Origin of the sequence: Cytobacillus sp. FSL R5-0569 (assembly GCF_038007265.1) — a bacterium.
GTDB classification, from domain to species: Bacteria; Bacillota; Bacilli; order Bacillales; family Cytobacillaceae; genus Cytobacillus; species Cytobacillus kochii.
On the sequence record NZ_JBBOWW010000003.1, the window covers coordinates 22,021 to 40,218 of the forward strand.

Genomic DNA, 18,198 nt, shown 5'->3' on the forward strand with positions numbered 1-18,198 from the left:
AGATGGCCGTAAATCAACATTCTGTAGTGCTGCCGCCGATAGTATCATTGTTTCGTCACATTCACTTTTGTAACTAGAACTTTTTTAGAATGTGGCAACCTAACGATCTAATATGACTTATTTTCCTCTAAAAATTTGTCCGCTGTCTGAATAGACCAATACTTCACACCAGCAATAACCAAATCAGGTTCAGGCATTTTCCCTCGTTTATACGACACACTTACTCTCTGCTTACTAAAATTCAAACCATTTTCAGTCAAATAACTGGCAAATTGACTCATCCCCAAATATTCATCATCTTCTTTGATAATAGAGAAAGTAGGCTTAGTATTAATTAGGTACGTTTCATTACGAAAATAATCAGTGATTAATTCTAATGCGAAATCGAGCCATTCGTCTGAAAGGTACAAATAAAGATTTCTCATATCAAATGATTGAGATTCAGGCTCTTCAAAGTACCAAACTAATTTTAAAAAGGTCCTTTCAATCTCATTTAATCCCTTTATGGCTTCTTCAATTAAGAGTACATTTTCATATGCAGTAATTTTACTTTCTAACATGGGGAAATTCTTGATAACTCTTTCGGTTGCTTTTTTCATAGTATCTCTCCTTTTGTTTACTTAGTAAACAAATTATATCATTTGGTGTTTACTAAGTAAACAAAAATAAACATACGTTATTTTTGATTCATCAGAAACTGAACAAAAAAGGGAGATTGCTCTCCCTCCTGTTTAGATGTATCCTTTTTCTTTCATACTGTAGAAGTCTGCGTTTTCATTGACTATGACATGATCTAGCACCTCAATGCCTAAAATCTTACCGCATTCAACTAACCTTTTTGTTACATCGATGTCCTCTCTCGATGCAGTCGTGTCTTGGCTCGGATGCTGGTGCGAGACAATGATTGATGCGCTATTATTCAGGATAGCACTCTTAAACACCTCACGAGGCATAACAATAGATGCGTTCAACCCTCCTACATGGCAACGATGTACAGCCACTACACGATTCTTAGTGTTTAAGCACATGACAAAAAACACCTCTCTGTCTTCATCACCAATAAACGCTGAAGCTATTCTTGCTGCATCTTCTGGAGAACGAACTGTCATTGATTCCAGCACCTCCACCTCTGTGATTACCTGTTTAATGCTTACGATTTCTAGAACTTTTTCCATTTTCATTTTCCTCTCTCCTTTCTTTGTTCGGAAAGGACTGAACAATTCGCGCAAACAGATGGAAGGGTCGGCTTACGAAGAAGCCGACTTGCAAGAGAAGGGTAGCTTTCTCCCATGCTTGACGGGAGAAAGCGTTAGAAAAGGAGTGAAGCCCAATGACTTAGGGGCAGTTAGAAAGCGTATTTTGCTTTCTTATTGCTCCTTAGCCTACTTGGCTTTGCCCTTTTCTTTCCCTGATCGCCCGCCCTTCTATCTGTCATAAGCGAAGTTGTTATAATGAGGAGAACGAAGGAAGGAGAAGGCACTACACCCAGCGGTCTATGCGTACTTGATAGACCGCAAACGACAAGGGCTCGATGCCCGCAGGCGTTTCTCATAAGCAAAAGGCTCCCTATAAGGGAGCCTGAAGCGTACGATAAGTAATTTTAAGCTGTCTTACCAGCGAGAAAAATTGCGCTCCGTCTTTTCTGCAGAAAAGACGTCGATTGGTTAGGCTCGATGCCGTCACCAATCGACCTATTACATCTTTCGAGGACGGATACAAATATACAAACGAAAACTCTCATACGTTATGGTATCAAAAAGGTAAATCATCCTCTGGCATAATCGGATATATACTTTTAACAACCTCCGTAATATCATTTTCTTCATTCCAAGTTACTTGAATAATTTCCGTTTTTCTCCCTCCGTATTCGGCAATTTGTTGTTGAATCCATTCATACGCTTTAATTCCTATATACCAATCAGGATTTTTCTTAAATTCATAGTCGCTAATGAGAAAGCTACCTCGTCTCAAGCCCATACTTCCTTCGGTATTTAACTTTGTCATTATCACTACTTTCATTTGAGTTCTCCTTCCTTGTGTAACTTTATGTAAAAAAAGGTATAATTAACTTATCAAAATACCAACATTCTTATGATAACTACCTATTTATCTATAAATAATATAAGAGGTGATTCCATTTTGAAAAGTACAGGAATTGTAAGAAAAGTAGACGAGCTAGGAAGAGTTGTAATACCAATTGAATTAAGAAGAGTAATGGATATTAACATTAAAGACCCACTAGAAATTTTCTTAGATGAAGATCAGATTATTCTTCGTAAATATTCACATGCACGTGCTTGTATGATCTCGGGCCATATAAGCGATAGCAACGTTGAACTTGCTGGAGGAAAGATTGTTTTAAGTCGTGCTGCAATTCATCTACTTCAAGAAGAATTAAAGGACTACATAACTGTAAATGAGATGGCTTAATAGCACATACTCGAAGGAGGACTTCTAGTCCTCCTTATTTTTCTTGATGTTATTCATCTACACTTGGATATGATCTAGTTAATAACCAATTACCTCATGCGCTACCTTATCAATAACCTCTTTCGGAACGGCATCAATATCAAGCATATAAGCATTATTCAACCTTGGATTAAAAATCCCAATTGAATCAATATTATCGAAATAATCATGGTTAGACTGTTTACCCATCAAATAATATACAAGCAACTGCAATGTATGTTTATTCGTTGGATTTGCTTTCGTTACTTTAAAATCCCATAACGTGTGTTCAGTTAAAAAATCGCCGTCTCCTTTTGTGATGATGTCTGTATAACCGCCTTCAAATGTAAACCCATCTTTGATGATACGATTTTTCTCATTGAATGCCCTGCTACGCTCTACCATCGTTCTGATATTCTCTATTGTTTGTTCATTAGGATGTATATTTTTCACTGGTTTATATTGAGCAGTTCCACTACGAAAAGCTACATCATACCCCACTAACTTACATGCATTCACTATAGATGGATCATCTAAACCTATAACACCCTTTAATAATTCTGCAGCATCATCAAGTTCATTCACTTTTATAGCTCCACGAATAGAAATGCTAAAAGCATCCTCTAACGATGTCCCGTATGAGAAGCGACTTAAATAGTCTACTGCCATACCAATTAATGAACTATGTATATTCTCATCCTCTTGCAATATTTTCCCATCATCAAATGGGAGTATAGTGAAATCTTTTGGTCTTATATATCCACCTCTTGGTTGTTTAACTTCTTTAACCCTCTTCATAACTGAAACCATCAAAATCCCCCTCAATGAGTTAGTGTTCTATCACTTTTTTTATGAATAAAGGTGTAATTTCTAAAATTATATAAATATTATTCAGTATTTCAAAGGGTATTTCCAATATTACCAAAATTTTCCCACGATAAGAATTTATCAAAAATTCATTTCCCTAAAAGGTTTTATAACTATTTATCTCAACTCATCATCCAAAGGAATAATGACTTCATCTAGTGTTGCTCGCCACTGACGTTTCATTTCTGGACCGTATTGGAGTGGTTTGGCCTCTGGGTTGATGGCTTTATATTGTTTAAATTGCTTGCTGTCGAGGATTCCGCCGATATTTGGGATTGGGTCTGCACCAATTACATATTGTATAACGGAGATATGTAATTGTTCTGCATCTACAAACCATGTCTTTGCAAAATCTTGGACTTTTTGGTCACGAAGTTGTGTAAAGAAATGACGTTTTACCACAAAGATATCCTCATCTGGACGGATTTCACCTGTATCCATGGCATTTAGGATGGATCGATATACTTCTTTTACGACCTCTGGTTTTTTCATTTTTTGTAGGGCTTTTTCAATTTCTTGACGGATATCTTGATTATTTGCCGAATAGGTTCCTAATAGCTGATCAATGTAGGCTGAATCAATATCGTACATTTTAATCGTATTTTCTCCGTAAAATTCAATCTCTGCAAAAGCCGGGATAGGTCCGTCTTGTCCCTCATCATTTACTAGAGAGCCTTTCACTGTCTGATAGATTCCCATAAACTCTTCTAGAACCTTCACCTGTTCTTGGAGGGTGTTTGACCTTTCCATTTCGTCATTGTAATCATCATAGGTGACTAAGGCTTCATAGGCATTACTTAGTTCCTGAAAGGCTTTGACAAACTCTACACGGGTCTCTAAAGGAGAATGTTCATCGATATCTGTTGGAACGATGACAAAGGACTTGATTTTTTTATGTGCTTTTTTAAAGCGTTTTTTGGACTCGTCATACGTTGGATAGACGAGGTTGGTCTCTTCTTGCTTATCCGAATACAGTTTGGTGGCCTCTTCTACATTTTTCTCCATGGTCCACGGTTTTCGGAAGGTGACAATTAACCCTTTCGTCTTACCAGGATACGTACGATTGGTACGTGAAAAGGCTTGAATTAAGTTGGCATAACTTAAATTCCGATCAACAAAAAGCGTTTGAATTGTTGGGGCATCAAATCCAGTTAATAAACGGTCTACTACGATGACTAAATCAACGTGTTTCCCAAACTGTTTGAATTCAGCTTTTTTCCGTGCGAGGCGGTTATTAATATCACCATTATAGCGTTCGATATCTTCGATCGACCAAGCTGTTCCATAATAAGTATTATAATCTTTAATGATTTTTTTCATTTCATCTTGATTTTCTTTTGCTTCTTCTTCATTTTCCTGCAAGGAATACGTAATGGCGATTCTTGGGAAGTCAGGATCATCCATTGTTCTTCCTTTACGGATCGGGTGGTCTGCATATTCCTTCTTCATCCATTCAGGATCTTTCGTCATTTCTTTAATCGCATGATAATAGCGCTTCGCCATTTCAATCGAGCTCGTTGTTAAAATGGCAGACTTTTGTGAGCGACCATTGGTAAAATCAAACTTTGTATAGGCATTATCCGGTCGGAATATTTTATGGATGACCTTTTGAATATGTTCATCTCTCTCAAAATGAACGGGACTCAAATACGTTTCTTTTTCAATGCCGTCCATCGTATCAATGACGTCATTGATTTCTTCATCACTACAATCTGCGTATTTTTCTTTTTGACGGAGCTCTTCAAAAATGACATTTTCTAAGGAAGTAGGTTCTACGGTATCTTCATGCTCTACTTGAAACCCTAATACAGCGTTATCATCTAACGCATTTTTAATCGTGTACGTATGGAGGCAACTTCCGTATTGATCATTAGTCGTTCGGGCTAATTGACCTTTTGCTTGCTTTTTATTCACATCAAAGATTGGGGTCCCAGTAAAGCCGAACCAGGTTGAATTCGGGAAAGATTTTTTGATGTCCTCCATTCCTTCTGCACTTAGGGCACGATGACATTCATCAACGACAAAGACAATATGTTGACCAAGAAGTTTAGTAAAGCGATTCATTCCCCTTTGTTCTTCTTGTTTTTTTGCATAGCGTAAGGCTGCTTCTAGCTTTTGGCGTGTGGTAATAATCACGGTATTTGAATTTGCATCAGCTAATAAAGTTTGACTTAACTCTCTAGAGCTACCCGTTCCTACAATTAGACTATTAGAACGAGCATTGCCTGAAGAAATACCTGTATTAAATTCCGAAGCAAACTTTGTAAACTCAGAGGTTGTTTGGTTGTCTAAGTCTTTTCGGTCGATGAGCATAATGGTTCGATCCACACCGGGTTTCCTTGCTAATAGCTTGGTCGATACAAAGCTTGTGAGCGTTTTTCCTGAACCCGTCGCATGCCAAACATAGCCCGATTCATGTTTCATTGCTGCCGTAAACAGGGCTTCTATGGCATGAATCTGATAGGGGTGTAACACCATTAAGGCTTTATTATCATGATCTTCACTGACAATTGTATAATGGGCAATTAATTTATGAGCATCTGGGATATTTAGTACTTGTTTGACAAATTCATAGAGATTATCTACTTTTCGGTTATCCGTTGTACGCCAGCTAAAGATAAATTTCTTATGCATATCTTTTGGCATCGCATTGGCGAAATAGCGTGTGGTTTGCTCATTTGATATGACAAATAACTGAAGGGTTGAAAAAATATTATTACGGAACATCCCTTCTTCTGCGTACTTTTTGATTTGATTATAGGCTTGGAACACGCCGTCTTTGGCCATGACTTGTTTCAATTCAATCTGAACAATCGGTAATCCATTGATTAAGAGCGTAACATCGAACCGACGATTCCGTCCGTCGGATTCCGTTTTTTGCTTCGCAATCTGATGAACGACTTCATAGGTGGATATGCCACCACCGATGTCTTGGTTTGAATAGAGGATAAGTGACATGGAACCTAAAGATACATCTTCCCGTTCAATCGTAATGCGAGCAATCCCATTTTCTCCTTTAAGCCATTTAGCCGCATCAAAAGGCGTCTGGGTCCGTTGTAGAATCTCGGTTTTAATCATGTCAAACTCTTTATCAGAAATCGGGTGTTCTCCCATCTCTGATAAGTTGTTTTGTGTAATCTTTTGACGCAAGTTCTGCCATAAATCCTCTTCAGACTTTAAATCTGGTCGATAATTCCACTGATTATACCCTTCCCCCAGCACCTCAATCAGCCGACGCTCGACTTCTAATTCATCCTTATGTGCAATCTGTACCACGCTTCCTCCCCCTTTCCCTTATACAAACATCTTTTGTAAAAACGCCTTTTTCGTTTGTTTTAATATATTTAATTCCTGTTGTTGTAGAGCGATTGTTCCCTCAAGTTGTTTGAAGAAGTTCCCGATTTTTATTTGTTCTAGTTTTGAAGGAGCTTGGAACATAAAATCATTCATATCTGCTTGGAATAAATGAGGAATACTACTACCAGACACTTTTAAGTAAATTAAACGTTCAAACTTCTCGCTCTTCATTACTTGATAGAAAAATTCAGAATCTATTGTCTCATCAACTCGTACTAGCATCATCGTGGAATTGATAGTAGCTGGACCTTTTAAATTTGATATTAAAGCTGGATTACCTAACGAACCATCTTTTGAAAATATAACGTCTCCATCTTCCAACATTATTTCAGGTGATTCATCATACCTCCATTGAGGTATGTGATCTACTGACGTCCAATTTATTACTCCATTTTTAATGTGTTTTCCAGCTATCATACTAGGACCTTCAGTAGTATATTCTTCTTGTTTAAGACTTTTCCATCCAAGTCTACCTTTAATAATTGCCTTTTCTCCCAATCTAATTTGTTCCCATTCCCCACTAAACCCAGCAAAACGAACTTCCGGTACGGACTCCCCTTCTTTTGGAAACATTTTTTGTAAGAATCCTTGTTTCGTTTGTTTCAAAGTGTCGAGTTCTTGCTGATGAAGAGCAATCGTTTCGTCGAGTTGTTTGAAGAAATGGCCGATTTGGGTTTGTTCCACAAAGTTAGGGATATCAACCAGAAATTTCTTCATTTCAGATGATAAAATATGCTTTATTGTATTTCCTGTCGTAATACTTCCCAATTTTTTTTTTGATTTTTGATTTTGAAATTGATAGTTTAAAAAGTGAGGATTTGTTTCCTTTCTATAATTTGAAAACATGATTAAGGCATGTGCAGCAGTATTATTTAGCTCTTTAGGAATTACTGCTGTATGTCCAACATGACCTGATTGAACCATAACTAGGTCATCTGTATGAAGCCAATTATCTCTTTGTTTCTCGTAAAATTCATCATTGATGAATACTTCTGCTTTTCTATTTATCTGTCCATTCTTAATATTATTTGATTCTAAATAAAAATGACCATCTTCTACATAATAAGGTGTTGCTGTACCTACAAATGCATTTCTAATTTTCCCAAAAATACTCTCTAATTTTACTTCATTCCATTCCCCACTAAACCCTTCAAACCTCACTTCTGGCACACGCTTACTTCCCACGATTAAACACCTCTAATGCACCTTTCATCCACCCTGCATCTTTCTCGTCATATTGCATCGAAGAAATCATCTCAAATAGGTTCGATTCTAGTTCAGCTTTTTCTCGACGAATCTCTTGAATCGTTGCTCCAATCGATTTCATATCCACGGGTTCTTCTTCTTCAAATGTATCGACATATCTTGGAATATTTAAATTGAAGTCATTCTCTTTAATTTCCTCAAAAGTTGCTACATGCGCATACTTCTCTACATCTTCCCGTTTTTTATACGTTTCCACGATCTTATCAAGGTTTTCTTTGGACAATTCATTTTGATTTTTACCCTTAATAAACTCATTGCTTGCATCAATAAATAATACATCTCGAGTGGTACGGTTTTTCTTTAAGATAATCACGGTTGTTGGAATGCTTGTCCCAAAGAAAAGGTTGGCTGGCATGCCAATAACCGCATCAATACTGCCATCCTCTAGTAATTTCTTACGAATCACACCTTCAGCTGCTCCTCGGAAAAGAACCCCATGCGGTAAGACAATCGCCATTGTCCCTGTATCTTTTAAGTGATACAGACCGTGTAAGAGAAACGCAAAATCCGCTTTTGATTTTGGTGCTAATTTCCCGAAGCGATTGAAGCGAGAATCATCTAAGAACGTATCATCTGCCGACCATTTCGCTGAGTAAGGGGGATTCATAAGTACGGAATCAAAGGTATAAGGCTCATCTGTTGGCCAGTCTTTATTTAGCGTATCGCCATTTCGTACACGCATATCTTCGTTATCAACCCCATGCAAGATTAAATTCATTTTCGCTAGGTTGAATGTCGTTGTATTGAGTTCTTGTCCATGGTATTTGACACTATCTGGGTGATTGATATAATTACGGATATTCAACATTAATGATCCGGAACCCATGGTCGGGTCAAATACGCTGAATAACTTCTTATCTTCTTGCCCGATGGCTGCAATGCGTGCCATCATGTCGGATACTTCATGCGGCGTATAAAATTCCCCCGCCTTCTTCCCTGCTTCAGAGGCAAATTGGCTGATTAAGTATTCGTACGCATCGCCAATCACATCGCCATTATGACCAATCACATCCACATCATCTAGTTTTTTCAAAACTTCTGTAATCGTGATATTTCGTTGTTGGTCATCGGAACCCAGTTTTTTCGATTTCAAATCGACATCATCGAATAATCCGTTAAATTGGTCATATTTCGTGGATAAATCAATGAAGGCTTTGTTTAAATCATTTAGCTGAAAGATATTTTGTTTGGCTTGATTGGTTAGTTCATTAAATAAGTAATTTGGTTCAATATCGTATCCTAAAGTATCGACTAATGTTTCGATTAGGTCATTTTTGGTGCCCTCATCGGCTAATAATTCTATAAATAACGTCGTTTGTTTTTCTTGTGTGTTGTATTCTTCTAACGATTCGTCAGCCACCTCTACTACTTTTTCTAGTAGTCGATCGGATAGATATTTGTAGAAAATTAAGCCTAATAAATAGTTTTTGTACTCTGATGCATCCATTTTGCTACGCAAATGGTCTGCCGCACCAAATAATTTCGTATGTAATTCTGACATGTTGGGTTCCTCGCTTTTTTAGTTTTGTTCTAGTTTTTTTAAGATGCCTAAAACTAGTTGTTCTTCTAACGCTGCTTGTTGTTTGGCTAGGGCTTGTTGTTTCCTTATTATGAAGTATGCCTGTCCAATCACTTGCTGTTTTTTTATGCTTGGTAATGTAAGCTCCAATTCTTTTAAAATAGCAGGAGTTAATTTAGGAAGTGTACTTCCCTGCATAGAAATAGCCATTTGCTTTTTAATGGATTGGGATTCATTGAGCGCATAACAAAGGTACTGCCTATTTAATTGTTCCGTATCAATGATTAGCCTCGCAAAGTTCTGATTGATGATTTTCCCTTGGTTTTGTTTACTTACGATGCCAGCTTTGGAACTGACAAAGCTGAATACAACATCACCCTCATTAGTTGCATAACTATCACTGAGATTAGAATCCCCATTAATAAAATGATCACCTTTGAAATCCATATGTAACCCATCTAAATCATTAATTAAGTCTTCATAGGAATATACAACTAAGGGTGGATTATCATTTAATCTTGATTGGTTTCGACCTGTTTTAACGGTTACGATCTCTTCGAGTTTCATATCCAACTCCTCTTAAAGTAATTCTTAGAAATTACATTTTTAATTATGATTTCATCTTATCATTTTGGTTTTTTGCTGGTCAAGTCTTTTTGTGTAATTTTCAGGAATTACATAATTATTTAGTGAAAGGAACATCAATCGGTCAAATGTGATTTTTAAATTACTATGAGGGGTACAGCCAACGTACTAATATAAAACCCACGCTATGGAATATAAACCCCTTTATATCAAGGATTATAGCGTAACAAAAAGGTTTGTGATAAATAATGTTACGAATTATTTTTGACACAGCTAAATTGGCCAAAAAAGACTAACGCTTCTTGAAACCAATGTTGTAACAAAAGCGTTCATTTTAGTTATAATCCTTAGCGTACAAAAAAATGTCTAAACGTGGGATTTATGTCATTTGGTTGGCGGTACCCCTACAACGAAGAAATATCGTGGTTTACTCTTTTATCCATGATTTTTGAAGAAGTAAAAGACAGCACCACGAATGTAAAAGTAGCTATTAATAATTGATTGAGCAAAAAAGAATAGAGTATTTCAGCGAATATTTATATGCTAATTAGGAATGTTAAATTGTATGCTAATTAATATTGTTATACAAGGGGTAATAAAATGAAATCAAAAATCTTAGTGATCCTTTTAGGACTATGCTTATTTACGAACCCTTTAGTAGGCAGTGCAAATGTTAACTCAATTGACGATAAAAATTTATATGATTCATATTTAACTTTATTAAATCCTTATATTTATAAAATAATAAATGAAAAAGTCGGACCTGATCGTTCCTATGATTTGTATGATGCAAGGATTATTAGTATACAAAGAAATGTACCCGGAAATACTCCTGAAGAAAAAGAGTATAATAAAGGGGTATATAACTTTACAGTTAAAGCTGAGTTCCGAACTTTCGTTGGAGCCCATAATCCTCCTCTTGGAATAGAAACTCTTACATTAAGAGTTTCGCCTGATGGAGTGAAATTATTAAATTTTAATCACAAAGATTTATAAAATAGCATAAAAAAAGAAATTAACAACGCTTCAGATTGGCTCTGTGGCGAAATTAATTTCTTTTAGAAAGGTTAGTTTATTTATTATTTTGATTATGCGTCATTAAAAAGAATCATTTTATCCATAACAGGGACTCGCAATTGTCCTATCTGTTCTAATAAGTTATCAAAGCCAACAAACACGCCTAACAGAACCATTATTATTACAAAAAAGCTAATGTTGATAATGAACTAATTTTCAACATTTCCACTCCTAATTAAGAACCTAAAGTTTCCGCATGTATCTGCTTAAAATCATGAACAATCCATTTTTCCCCTTCATTTTGTAAGAATGCTTCTACCGTAATGCGGTTATCTTCTCTTTGACCATTATTTAAATTAACGGTTGAACCTTCAAATACCACTAAAGCACTTTCTTTTTCAACTGACGGGTAAATATTAATGTCTTTTATTCGATATTCCATAGTAAGCGTGGTTTCTTCTTCTGTTTCAGGAAAGAAGCGTTCCAGCATATCTTGTGTGACGACTAATTCAGCATCTTTTTGACGCTCATCTCTGTTATCCTCTCTTACATCATAAATGGAATAAATAAACGTATTAACAGCATCAGTGATTTGTTCAAACTCATTTTCTTGATGTTCCTGATCTAACCCTTGATTAGACGTTTCTAAAAGGGCTATTTGATTGTCTTTCTGCTTAATAGTTGCTTGTAATTTATCTATCTGTTCTAACTGGTTATCATACACCCGAAAGCCCACAAACACCCCTACAACAACCACAATTCCTATTACAAGAACAGCTGTTTTTAATAATAGATCACTTTTCAATATTCCCCCTCCTTATAGACCTAGATAAGATTTAGGGTCTTGGAAACCGCCGTATTGCTCGGTTCTAAATTCAAGGTGTAAATGAGGTCCTGTACTGTCTCCAGTAGAGCCACACACCGCTATTTGTTGTCCTGCTTTTACGTTTTGACCTTGTTTTACACTATTGGGGGTAGCGTCAGGAAAATGCGGATTTACAACGCTAAGCCTATTTTCCTGACGAATCCCTCGTTTTTAACAACGTTAAGAAAGTTTTAGTGGTCTTAAAGAATCTAATGAGACTACTTTCTCTGAATTAAAATGGTATTCTCCTAGTAAATTAATATGTTCCCAACCTAAGGGCGACATATGGTGTAACAAATCTTCATTAAAGCTACCTGTCTGTTTTTTATATTCAACTGCTGTTGTTAGGTGGAGAGTATTCCAAATACTTATAACATTGATAATTATGTTTAAAGCACTGGCTCTTTGCAATTGATGCTGTATGGTTCGTTCCCTAAGCTCTCCTTGTTTTCCGAAGAATATGGCTCTTGCCAGTCCATTCATGGCTTCTCCTTTATTCAATCCTCTTTGTATTTTTCTTCTTAGTGATTCATCCGAAATGTAATTTAGAATAAAGATTGTTTTTTCGATTCTTCCCATCTCACGTAAGGCTGTAGCTAAGCTATTTTGTCTTGAATAAGAACCTAACTTCCCCATAATTAGGGACGCTGAGACTGTTCCTTCTCTTATTGAATGGGCTAAACGCAAAACATCCTCATAATTTTCTCCAATGACCCTTGTATTTATCTGTCCACGTAAAATAGCTTCTAGCTTTGGATACTCACTTGCTTTATCTATTGTAAATAATTTCGAGTCCGATAAATCTCTTATTCTTGGGGCAAATTTAAATCCTAATAAATGAGTCAATCCGAAGATTTGATCTGTATAACCGGCTGTGTCTGTATAATGCTCTTCTATGTTTAGATCCGTTTCATGGTGCAATAAACCATCCAAAACATGAATCGCATCCCTTGAATTTGTATGAATAATCTTAGTGTAGTAAGAAGAGAATTGATCACTCGTAAATCGGTAGATGGTGGCTCCTTTTCCAGTCCCGTAATGTGGGTTTGCATCTGCATGAAGTGATGAAACACCTAGCTGCATTCTCATACCATCTGACGAGGATGTTGTACCGTCGCCCCAATAGGAGGACAATTGTAATTTATGATGGAAATTTACTAATATGGCTTGGGCTTTATTCATTGCATCTTCATACATGCGCCATTGAGATACATTGGCCAATTGCTTATATGTAAGTCCGGGTGTTGCTTCAGCCATCTTGCTTAAACCAATATTCATTCCCATTCCTAAAAGGGTAGCCATAATAATAATCGTTTCTTCTTTATCCGGTTTTCGATTATTGGAAGCATGAGTGAATTGCTCATGAAATCCTGTTATATGAGCAACATCCATGAGTAAATCAGTTAATTTTATTCTTGGTAGCATTTGATAAAGACTTGCACTAAACTTTTTTGCTTCTTCTGGAACATCTTTTTCTAAGCGTGCAAGTGACAGCTTTCCTTTTTCGAGAGAAACCCCGTCTAACTTGTTGGAATTGGCAGCTAACCACTGTAACCTATTGTTAAGGCTATTGGTTCTCTCCGTCATATAATCTTCGAATGATAAACTAACCGATAATCTAGTATTTTCCTTCGTTTGATTCCATGTATCTTCTGAAAACAAATATTCCTCAAAATCTCTGTATTGTTTGCTACCAACAATGGAAACATCTCCTGCCCGAACATGTTCCCGAAGTTCTGTTAAAACAGCCATTTCATAGTAATGACGATTGATTGTTGTACCATCATCCTCATATAAATGCTTTTTCCAACGTTTTGAAATAAAATCTACAGGTGAGTCATCAGGTACTTTTCGTTTCCCAGATTCATTCATTCCTCGGATAATCTCTACAGCTTTTAAAAGTGACTCATTTGCCTTTGTAGAATGAAATTCCAATACCTTTAATAGCGTTGGCGTATATTTTCTCAGTGAATAAAATCGTTTTTGCAGTAAATCTAAATAATCATAGTCTGCAGGACGTGCAAGCTCTTGAGCTTCTTCCACCGAAGAGACAAAAGAATTCCATTCAATAACAGATTCTAAAACCTCAAAAACGTCTAATTTTTCCTGCTTCGCCTTAATTAAGGCTTGTCCGATGTTCGTAAAGTGTATAACCTTCTCATTCAGCTTTTTACCGTTTTGTTTCTGAATTTCTTCTTGATCCTTACGGCCTTTTGATAACAGACTAAGTATTTGTCTGTCATGAATTTCAAAAGCTTTATCCGTTAATTCCTGAGTAAGATGTAATAAATAGACGGTTAATATCGAATATCGTTTATTTTCTTGAAAGTCACGGAATGCATAAGGCTCATATCTAGAACCTAAGCGAGATAGCTGCAGCAGGCGATTGCGATGCAAATGACTAATTTGTACCGTTTCTAATTCCATTCCCCGTATGTATTCAAGTCGTTCTATTACTTTTAGAAATGTTTCGGGTGAGGGGTGTCCGGGTGGTTCCTTTAACCAACCCAATATTGTTTTATTGGATTCTGATGGATGTTGTAACGTAATAACTTCCTCAAGCTTTTCCTTTTGCTCATTTGTAAGAGATTGACTCAACGTATAAAATAGCTTCTTTTCAGCCATTGCCCTTGCCTCCCACACCATTCTCTCAAGTGTAGTAAAAGCAGGCAGAATGATTTTGCTTTTTCTTAGAAAAGATATGCATTCATGTAGTAGATGCATGGCATCGCCATTTTCCAAAGCTAATTGATGAAGATGCTTAAATGTCATTCGATATTCTTTTAGAGTAAAATTTACAAAGGCGTATTCACTTCGAATTTCTTTCAAATGATCCCAAAGTGTATTTTCTCTTTGAGGATAAAGACTAAGCGAAGATGGAGTGGCACCGATTTGTTTCGATATATAATGTATGACCGAATCCGGAATGTTTTTGATATGGGTGTATGGCCAACCTGGATACCGGAGAACGGCTAATTGAACGGCGAACCCTAAACGGTTTTCTTCTCTCCTTCGTTTATTGATGATTTCTAAATCTCGTTTGGCAAAAGTATAGTAAGTTCCTAGTACCCACTCATCTTGAGGAATTTGCATTAGGGCTTGTCGCTGTTCCGGTGTAAGCAATTCTCTACCTCTTGCAATTTTCATTCAGTATCATCCCATTTCTGTAATTTTTCAATTTATTAGTTCAATTATATATCAATAGAGTGTACTCTATTGATACAAGTATAGTAGACTGATAAAATCATAGTTAAGAGTGTCTCATAAAACTTGTCTCAAAAACGAGGTGATATTTTGCGAAAAATTGGTTATATACGTGTCAGTTCGACTAGCCAAAATCCTTCAAGGCAATTTCAGCAATTAAACGAAATCGGTATGGATATTCTTTTTGAAGAAAAAGTTTCTGGTGCAACAAAGAATCGCGAGCAACTTCAAAAAATGCTGGAGAATTTACAGGAAGGAGACATTATTTATGTAACAGACTTAACTCGGATCACTCGGAGTACGCAGGGCTTATTTGAATTAATTGATTTAATACGAAGGAAAAAGGCAAGCTTAAAATCACTCAAGGATACATGGCTAGATTTATCAGAGAATAATCCATACAGCCAATTCTTAATTACAGTAATGGCTGGTGTGAATCAATTAGAGCGTGATCTTATCCGTATGCGTCAACGTGAAGGGATTGAGCTAGCTAAGAAAGAAGGAAAGTTTAAGGGTCGTTTAAAGAAGTATCATAAAAATCACGCAGGAATGAATTATGCAGTAAAACTATATAAAGAAGGTGGTATGACTGTAAATCAAATTTGTGAGATTACTAATGTATCTAGGGCTTCATTATATAGAAAGCTATCGGAAGGAAACAAATAGTTTGTCCCGATTCTATCAAAAGGTGTATTCTTTTTACCAACATTTTTAGGCATGAAATGTCGGCAATTATTATCTATTTTGTTTTAAAGTAAATATTGAAAGGGAGTAAACTTATGGATTGGCTAGAAAGAATGAACAATGCGTTAAACTACATTGAAAATAGCCTGGATGAAGAAATAGACTACAAAGAGATTGCCAAAGCAGCTAATTGTTCTGAGTTTCATTTTTCAAGAATGTTCTCTTCAATCTCAGGTGTATCGCTATCAGAATATATTAGACGTAGACGGTTAACACTCGCAGCATTTGAAATTCAAAAAAGTGACATTCGGATCATCGATGTGGCAATTAAATATGGTTATGTTTCTTCTGATACTTTCTCACGTGCTTTTCAAAAAATGCATGGAGTAACCCCTTCCAATGCTCGTAATCGAGGGGTACAGTTAAAAGCCTTTCCCAGAATTTCCTTTCAAATTTCTATTAAAGGAGATACCGAAATGGAATACAGAATTGAAAACCTTGATTTTGAGTTAAGAATTGTAGGAAAAAGTAAGCCAGTAAAAACAAGCAGAGCATTTAAAACAATCCCTACACTTTGGAACACTGCGAAAAAAGATGGATTTATGCAAGAACTAGTAGATATGTCATGGGAAAATCCCAAATGCACGCTTGAAAGCCTTCTGGGGGTTTGCGGAAAAGAAGCTGCCATAACAGATGAAGAGTTTTCCTATTTCATGGGCGTAAGATACGATGGGGAATCCCCAACAAATATGGAGACGCTTATTATTCCCGCAAGTACATGGGCGGTTTTTCCGAACATAGTAGATGCATGGAAACGTTTATATTCCGAGTGGGTCCCTACCTCCGAATATGAACTTGCAAATTTACCGTGTATAGAATGTTATTACGGTCCGAAGCATAAACCAAGACACGAACTCTGGGTCCCTGTTATCCCGAAGTAATTTACATATTCAGTGATACTGTTTATGGAGTATCGATAAAAAGCCCAATTTCTCAGTTTAGGTGACGGGAAATCAGGCTTTTTATATTGGAATTTCCTTATCGTTGTAAATCCGCATTTTCCTGACGCTACCCCTTAAGAAAAAAACCACCTTAAGGTGGCGGTCATTAACGAAATATTTCTGCTTATTTTGCTTTTTTCGCTTTCTTCGTTTTCAAAGGAATGCTGTATTTTTTGCTATGCTCATGTAATCTTTTTGCTAACTCTTCCGCTTCTTTTTTGGTCAATTTCATTCGGTTTTTCCTCCCCAAATCTCTTTTATCAAAAGTTTGGTCAACAATGAATCTTTTTAAACATACCCCCTCTCTATCTCTCATATACATAAATTAAATCTAAGACACTATGACACTGTCTTAAAGCAAACTGACGAAATGAGGGGATTGTTTTGTTGAAAGAAGAGGAGAAAAAGAAAAGAAAAACTCGTTCAGATAAAAAAAGAGAAATCAAACCAACCATTTCCATTGAATTAAAAAATTGTCTTTACCGATTGTCTTATATCACTAATCAACCAGTAAAAGATATTGTAGAAATACTTTGCGAAAAAGGATTGCAGTCGAGAAAAGTCATGGAATACTTGTCTCAATATTTCAGAAGGGATTACCGATTTTCCAATACAACCTTCTTTGGACAACTCGAAAGGGAATCGCTACAAAGAAAGTATCAATCACCTAAAAACGAAAGGGTCTCGGTTCGATTCACCCAGTGGACATATGAAGATATTCGCCAGCTGTCAGATGCCTTAGACGTCACGCCATCAAAAGCAACCGCTTTATTACTAGACGCAAGCGTGCAGAATGTGAATTTATTGAATGCCATGGTCAAATTATTCTTACATGAACAACTCGATCAATCACGCATGGATGAATTAAAACAAGTCATGAAGTATGTAAATAAGAATAATCCATACAACGAAGAAATATCTTGGTTTACTCTTTTATCCATGATTTTTGAAGAGGTAAAAGACAGTACCACCAATGTAAAAGTAGCCATTAATAATTGGTTGAGCAAAAAAGAATAGTTCATGCTTCAGCTACGCAAAAAAAGAAATTAACTACGCTTCAGATTGGCTCTGAGGCGAAATTAATTTCTTTTGGAAAGGTGAATGGTTTATAATTTCAATTTAAACCCCTCCTAGTTAAGAACCTAACATTTCTGCATGTATCTGCTTAAAATCATTAACAATCCATTTTTCCCCTTCATTTTGTAAGAATGCTTCTACAGTAATGCGGTTATCTTCTCTTTGACCATTATTTAAATTAACGGTTGAACCTTCAAATACCACTAAAGCACTTTCTTTTTCAACTGACGGGTAAATATTAATGTCTTTTATTCGATATTCCATAGAAAGCGTGGTTTCTTCTTCTGTTTCAGGAAAGAAGCGTTCCA

The 18,198-nt window shown here is 36.3% G+C and carries 16 protein-coding genes and 1 pseudogene; 5 read left to right on the forward strand and 12 right to left on the reverse strand.

What is annotated here, in order from left to right:
- Positions 1-107 precede the first annotated feature (107 nt).
- The 3 genes from MKX78_RS24385 to MKX78_RS24395 form a co-directional block, all read right to left on the reverse strand.
- A complete protein-coding gene (locus MKX78_RS24385) occupies positions 108-599 on the reverse strand; it encodes a hypothetical protein (RefSeq protein WP_341053010.1) in 492 nt (163 codons plus the stop codon).
- A 132-nt stretch (positions 600-731) separates the two neighbouring features.
- The gene (locus tag MKX78_RS24390) at positions 732-1,175 is read right to left on the reverse strand and encodes a JAB domain-containing protein (protein ID WP_341053034.1); all 444 of its coding nucleotides are present in this window, start codon (positions 1,173-1,175) and stop codon (positions 732-734) included.
- A 577-nt stretch (positions 1,176-1,752) separates the two neighbouring features.
- Positions 1,753-2,019, reverse strand: a complete 267-nt coding sequence (locus tag MKX78_RS24395; RefSeq protein ID WP_095373729.1) for a hypothetical protein — start codon at positions 2,017-2,019, stop codon at positions 1,753-1,755.
- A gap of 120 nt (positions 2,020-2,139) precedes the next feature.
- Here MKX78_RS24395 and MKX78_RS24400 point away from each other — a divergent pair, with 120 nt between their 5' ends.
- Positions 2,140-2,430, forward strand: a complete 291-nt coding sequence (locus tag MKX78_RS24400) for an AbrB/MazE/SpoVT family DNA-binding domain-containing protein (protein WP_341053012.1) — start codon at positions 2,140-2,142, stop codon at positions 2,428-2,430.
- A 78-nt stretch (positions 2,431-2,508) separates the two neighbouring features.
- On the opposite strand, the gene MKX78_RS24405 is transcribed toward MKX78_RS24400, so the two are convergent.
- The 5 genes from MKX78_RS24405 to MKX78_RS24425 form a co-directional block, all read right to left on the reverse strand.
- Complete coding sequence (locus MKX78_RS24405) at positions 2,509-3,258, reverse strand: hypothetical protein (RefSeq protein ID WP_341053014.1); 750 nt, start codon at positions 3,256-3,258, stop codon at positions 2,509-2,511.
- 174 nt (positions 3,259-3,432) lie between these two features.
- Positions 3,433-6,591 carry a type I restriction endonuclease subunit R gene (locus tag MKX78_RS24410; RefSeq protein WP_341053016.1) on the reverse strand — a complete coding sequence of 1,053 codons (3,159 nt, stop codon included), beginning with the start codon at positions 6,589-6,591 and terminating at the stop codon, positions 3,433-3,435.
- 18 nt (positions 6,592-6,609) lie between these two features.
- Positions 6,610-7,857, reverse strand: coding sequence for a restriction endonuclease subunit S (locus MKX78_RS24415; RefSeq protein ID WP_341053018.1), 1,248 nt, complete (start codon positions 7,855-7,857; stop codon positions 6,610-6,612).
- Complete coding sequence (locus MKX78_RS24420) at positions 7,847-9,439, reverse strand: type I restriction-modification system subunit M (protein ID WP_341053020.1); 1,593 nt, start codon at positions 9,437-9,439, stop codon at positions 7,847-7,849. The genes MKX78_RS24415 and MKX78_RS24420 overlap by 11 nt, the downstream gene beginning before the upstream one ends.
- A gap of 18 nt (positions 9,440-9,457) precedes the next feature.
- Positions 9,458-10,024 carry a restriction endonuclease subunit S gene (locus MKX78_RS24425; RefSeq protein ID WP_341053022.1) on the reverse strand — a complete coding sequence of 189 codons (567 nt, stop codon included), beginning with the start codon at positions 10,022-10,024 and terminating at the stop codon, positions 9,458-9,460.
- Positions 10,025-10,642: 618 nt separating this feature from the next.
- On the opposite strand from MKX78_RS24425, the gene MKX78_RS24430 reads away from it, so the two are divergent.
- Positions 10,643-11,038: a DUF3888 domain-containing protein gene (locus MKX78_RS24430; RefSeq protein ID WP_341053024.1), complete on the forward strand. Its 396-nt coding sequence runs from the start codon at positions 10,643-10,645 to the stop codon at positions 11,036-11,038.
- Positions 11,039-11,294: 256 nt separating this feature from the next.
- Here MKX78_RS24430 and MKX78_RS24435 read toward each other — a convergent pair whose 3' ends face one another.
- Genes MKX78_RS24435 through MKX78_RS24445 form a run of 3 tightly spaced genes read right to left on the reverse strand, consistent with a single transcriptional unit; the run spans position 11,295 to position 15,071 of the window.
- Positions 11,295-11,864, reverse strand: coding sequence for a MerR type regulator (locus MKX78_RS24435; RefSeq protein WP_341053027.1), 570 nt, complete (start codon positions 11,862-11,864; stop codon positions 11,295-11,297).
- A gap of 12 nt (positions 11,865-11,876) precedes the next feature.
- A complete protein-coding gene (locus MKX78_RS24440; RefSeq protein ID WP_341053036.1) occupies positions 11,877-12,086 on the reverse strand; it encodes a M23 family metallopeptidase in 210 nt (69 codons plus the stop codon).
- 18 nt (positions 12,087-12,104) lie between these two features.
- Positions 12,105-15,071, reverse strand: coding sequence for a Tn3 family transposase (locus MKX78_RS24445; protein WP_341053029.1), 2,967 nt, complete (start codon positions 15,069-15,071; stop codon positions 12,105-12,107).
- 147 nt (positions 15,072-15,218) lie between these two features.
- Between MKX78_RS24445 and MKX78_RS24450 the strand changes: the two genes are divergently transcribed.
- The 3 genes from MKX78_RS24450 to MKX78_RS24460 all read left to right on the forward strand — a co-directional run bounded on the left by MKX78_RS24450 (position 15,219) and on the right by MKX78_RS24460 (position 17,830).
- The gene (locus MKX78_RS24450) at positions 15,219-15,794 is read left to right on the forward strand and encodes a recombinase family protein (RefSeq protein WP_031670164.1); all 576 of its coding nucleotides are present in this window, start codon (positions 15,219-15,221) and stop codon (positions 15,792-15,794) included.
- 113 nt (positions 15,795-15,907) lie between these two features.
- A complete protein-coding gene (locus MKX78_RS24455; protein ID WP_031670162.1) occupies positions 15,908-16,753 on the forward strand; it encodes an AraC family transcriptional regulator in 846 nt (281 codons plus the stop codon).
- Between the two features lie 447 nt (positions 16,754-17,200).
- On the forward strand, positions 17,201-17,830 hold the full coding sequence (locus MKX78_RS24460; RefSeq protein ID WP_341053032.1) for a hypothetical protein: 630 nt from the start codon (positions 17,201-17,203) through the stop codon (positions 17,828-17,830).
- A gap of 117 nt (positions 17,831-17,947) precedes the next feature.
- Here MKX78_RS24460 and MKX78_RS24465 read toward each other — a convergent pair.
- Positions 17,948-18,198, reverse strand: a pseudogene (locus MKX78_RS24465) (MerR type regulator); the annotation flags it as partial.

Coding starts and splice junctions, on each gene's coding strand:
- MKX78_RS24445 (WP_341053029.1), bottom strand. CDS start 15,071: ATGAAAATTGCAAGAGGTAGAGAATTGCTTACACCGGAACAGCGACAA.
- MKX78_RS24425 (WP_341053022.1), bottom strand. CDS start 10,024: ATGAAACTCGAAGAGATCGTAACCGTTAAAACAGGTCGAAACCAATCA.
- MKX78_RS24390 (WP_341053034.1), bottom strand. CDS start 1,175: ATGGAAAAAGTTCTAGAAATCGTAAGCATTAAACAGGTAATCACAGAG.
- MKX78_RS24455 (WP_031670162.1), top strand. CDS start 15,908: ATGGATTGGCTAGAAAGAATGAACAATGCGTTAAACTACATTGAAAAT.
- MKX78_RS24395 (WP_095373729.1), bottom strand. CDS start 2,019: ATGAAAGTAGTGATAATGACAAAGTTAAATACCGAAGGAAGTATGGGC.
- MKX78_RS24385 (WP_341053010.1), bottom strand. CDS start 599: ATGAAAAAAGCAACCGAAAGAGTTATCAAGAATTTCCCCATGTTAGAA.
- MKX78_RS24405 (WP_341053014.1), bottom strand. CDS start 3,258: ATGGTTTCAGTTATGAAGAGGGTTAAAGAAGTTAAACAACCAAGAGGT.
- MKX78_RS24430 (WP_341053024.1), top strand. CDS start 10,643: ATGAAATCAAAAATCTTAGTGATCCTTTTAGGACTATGCTTATTTACG.
- MKX78_RS24420 (WP_341053020.1), bottom strand. CDS start 9,439: ATGTCAGAATTACATACGAAATTATTTGGTGCGGCAGACCATTTGCGT.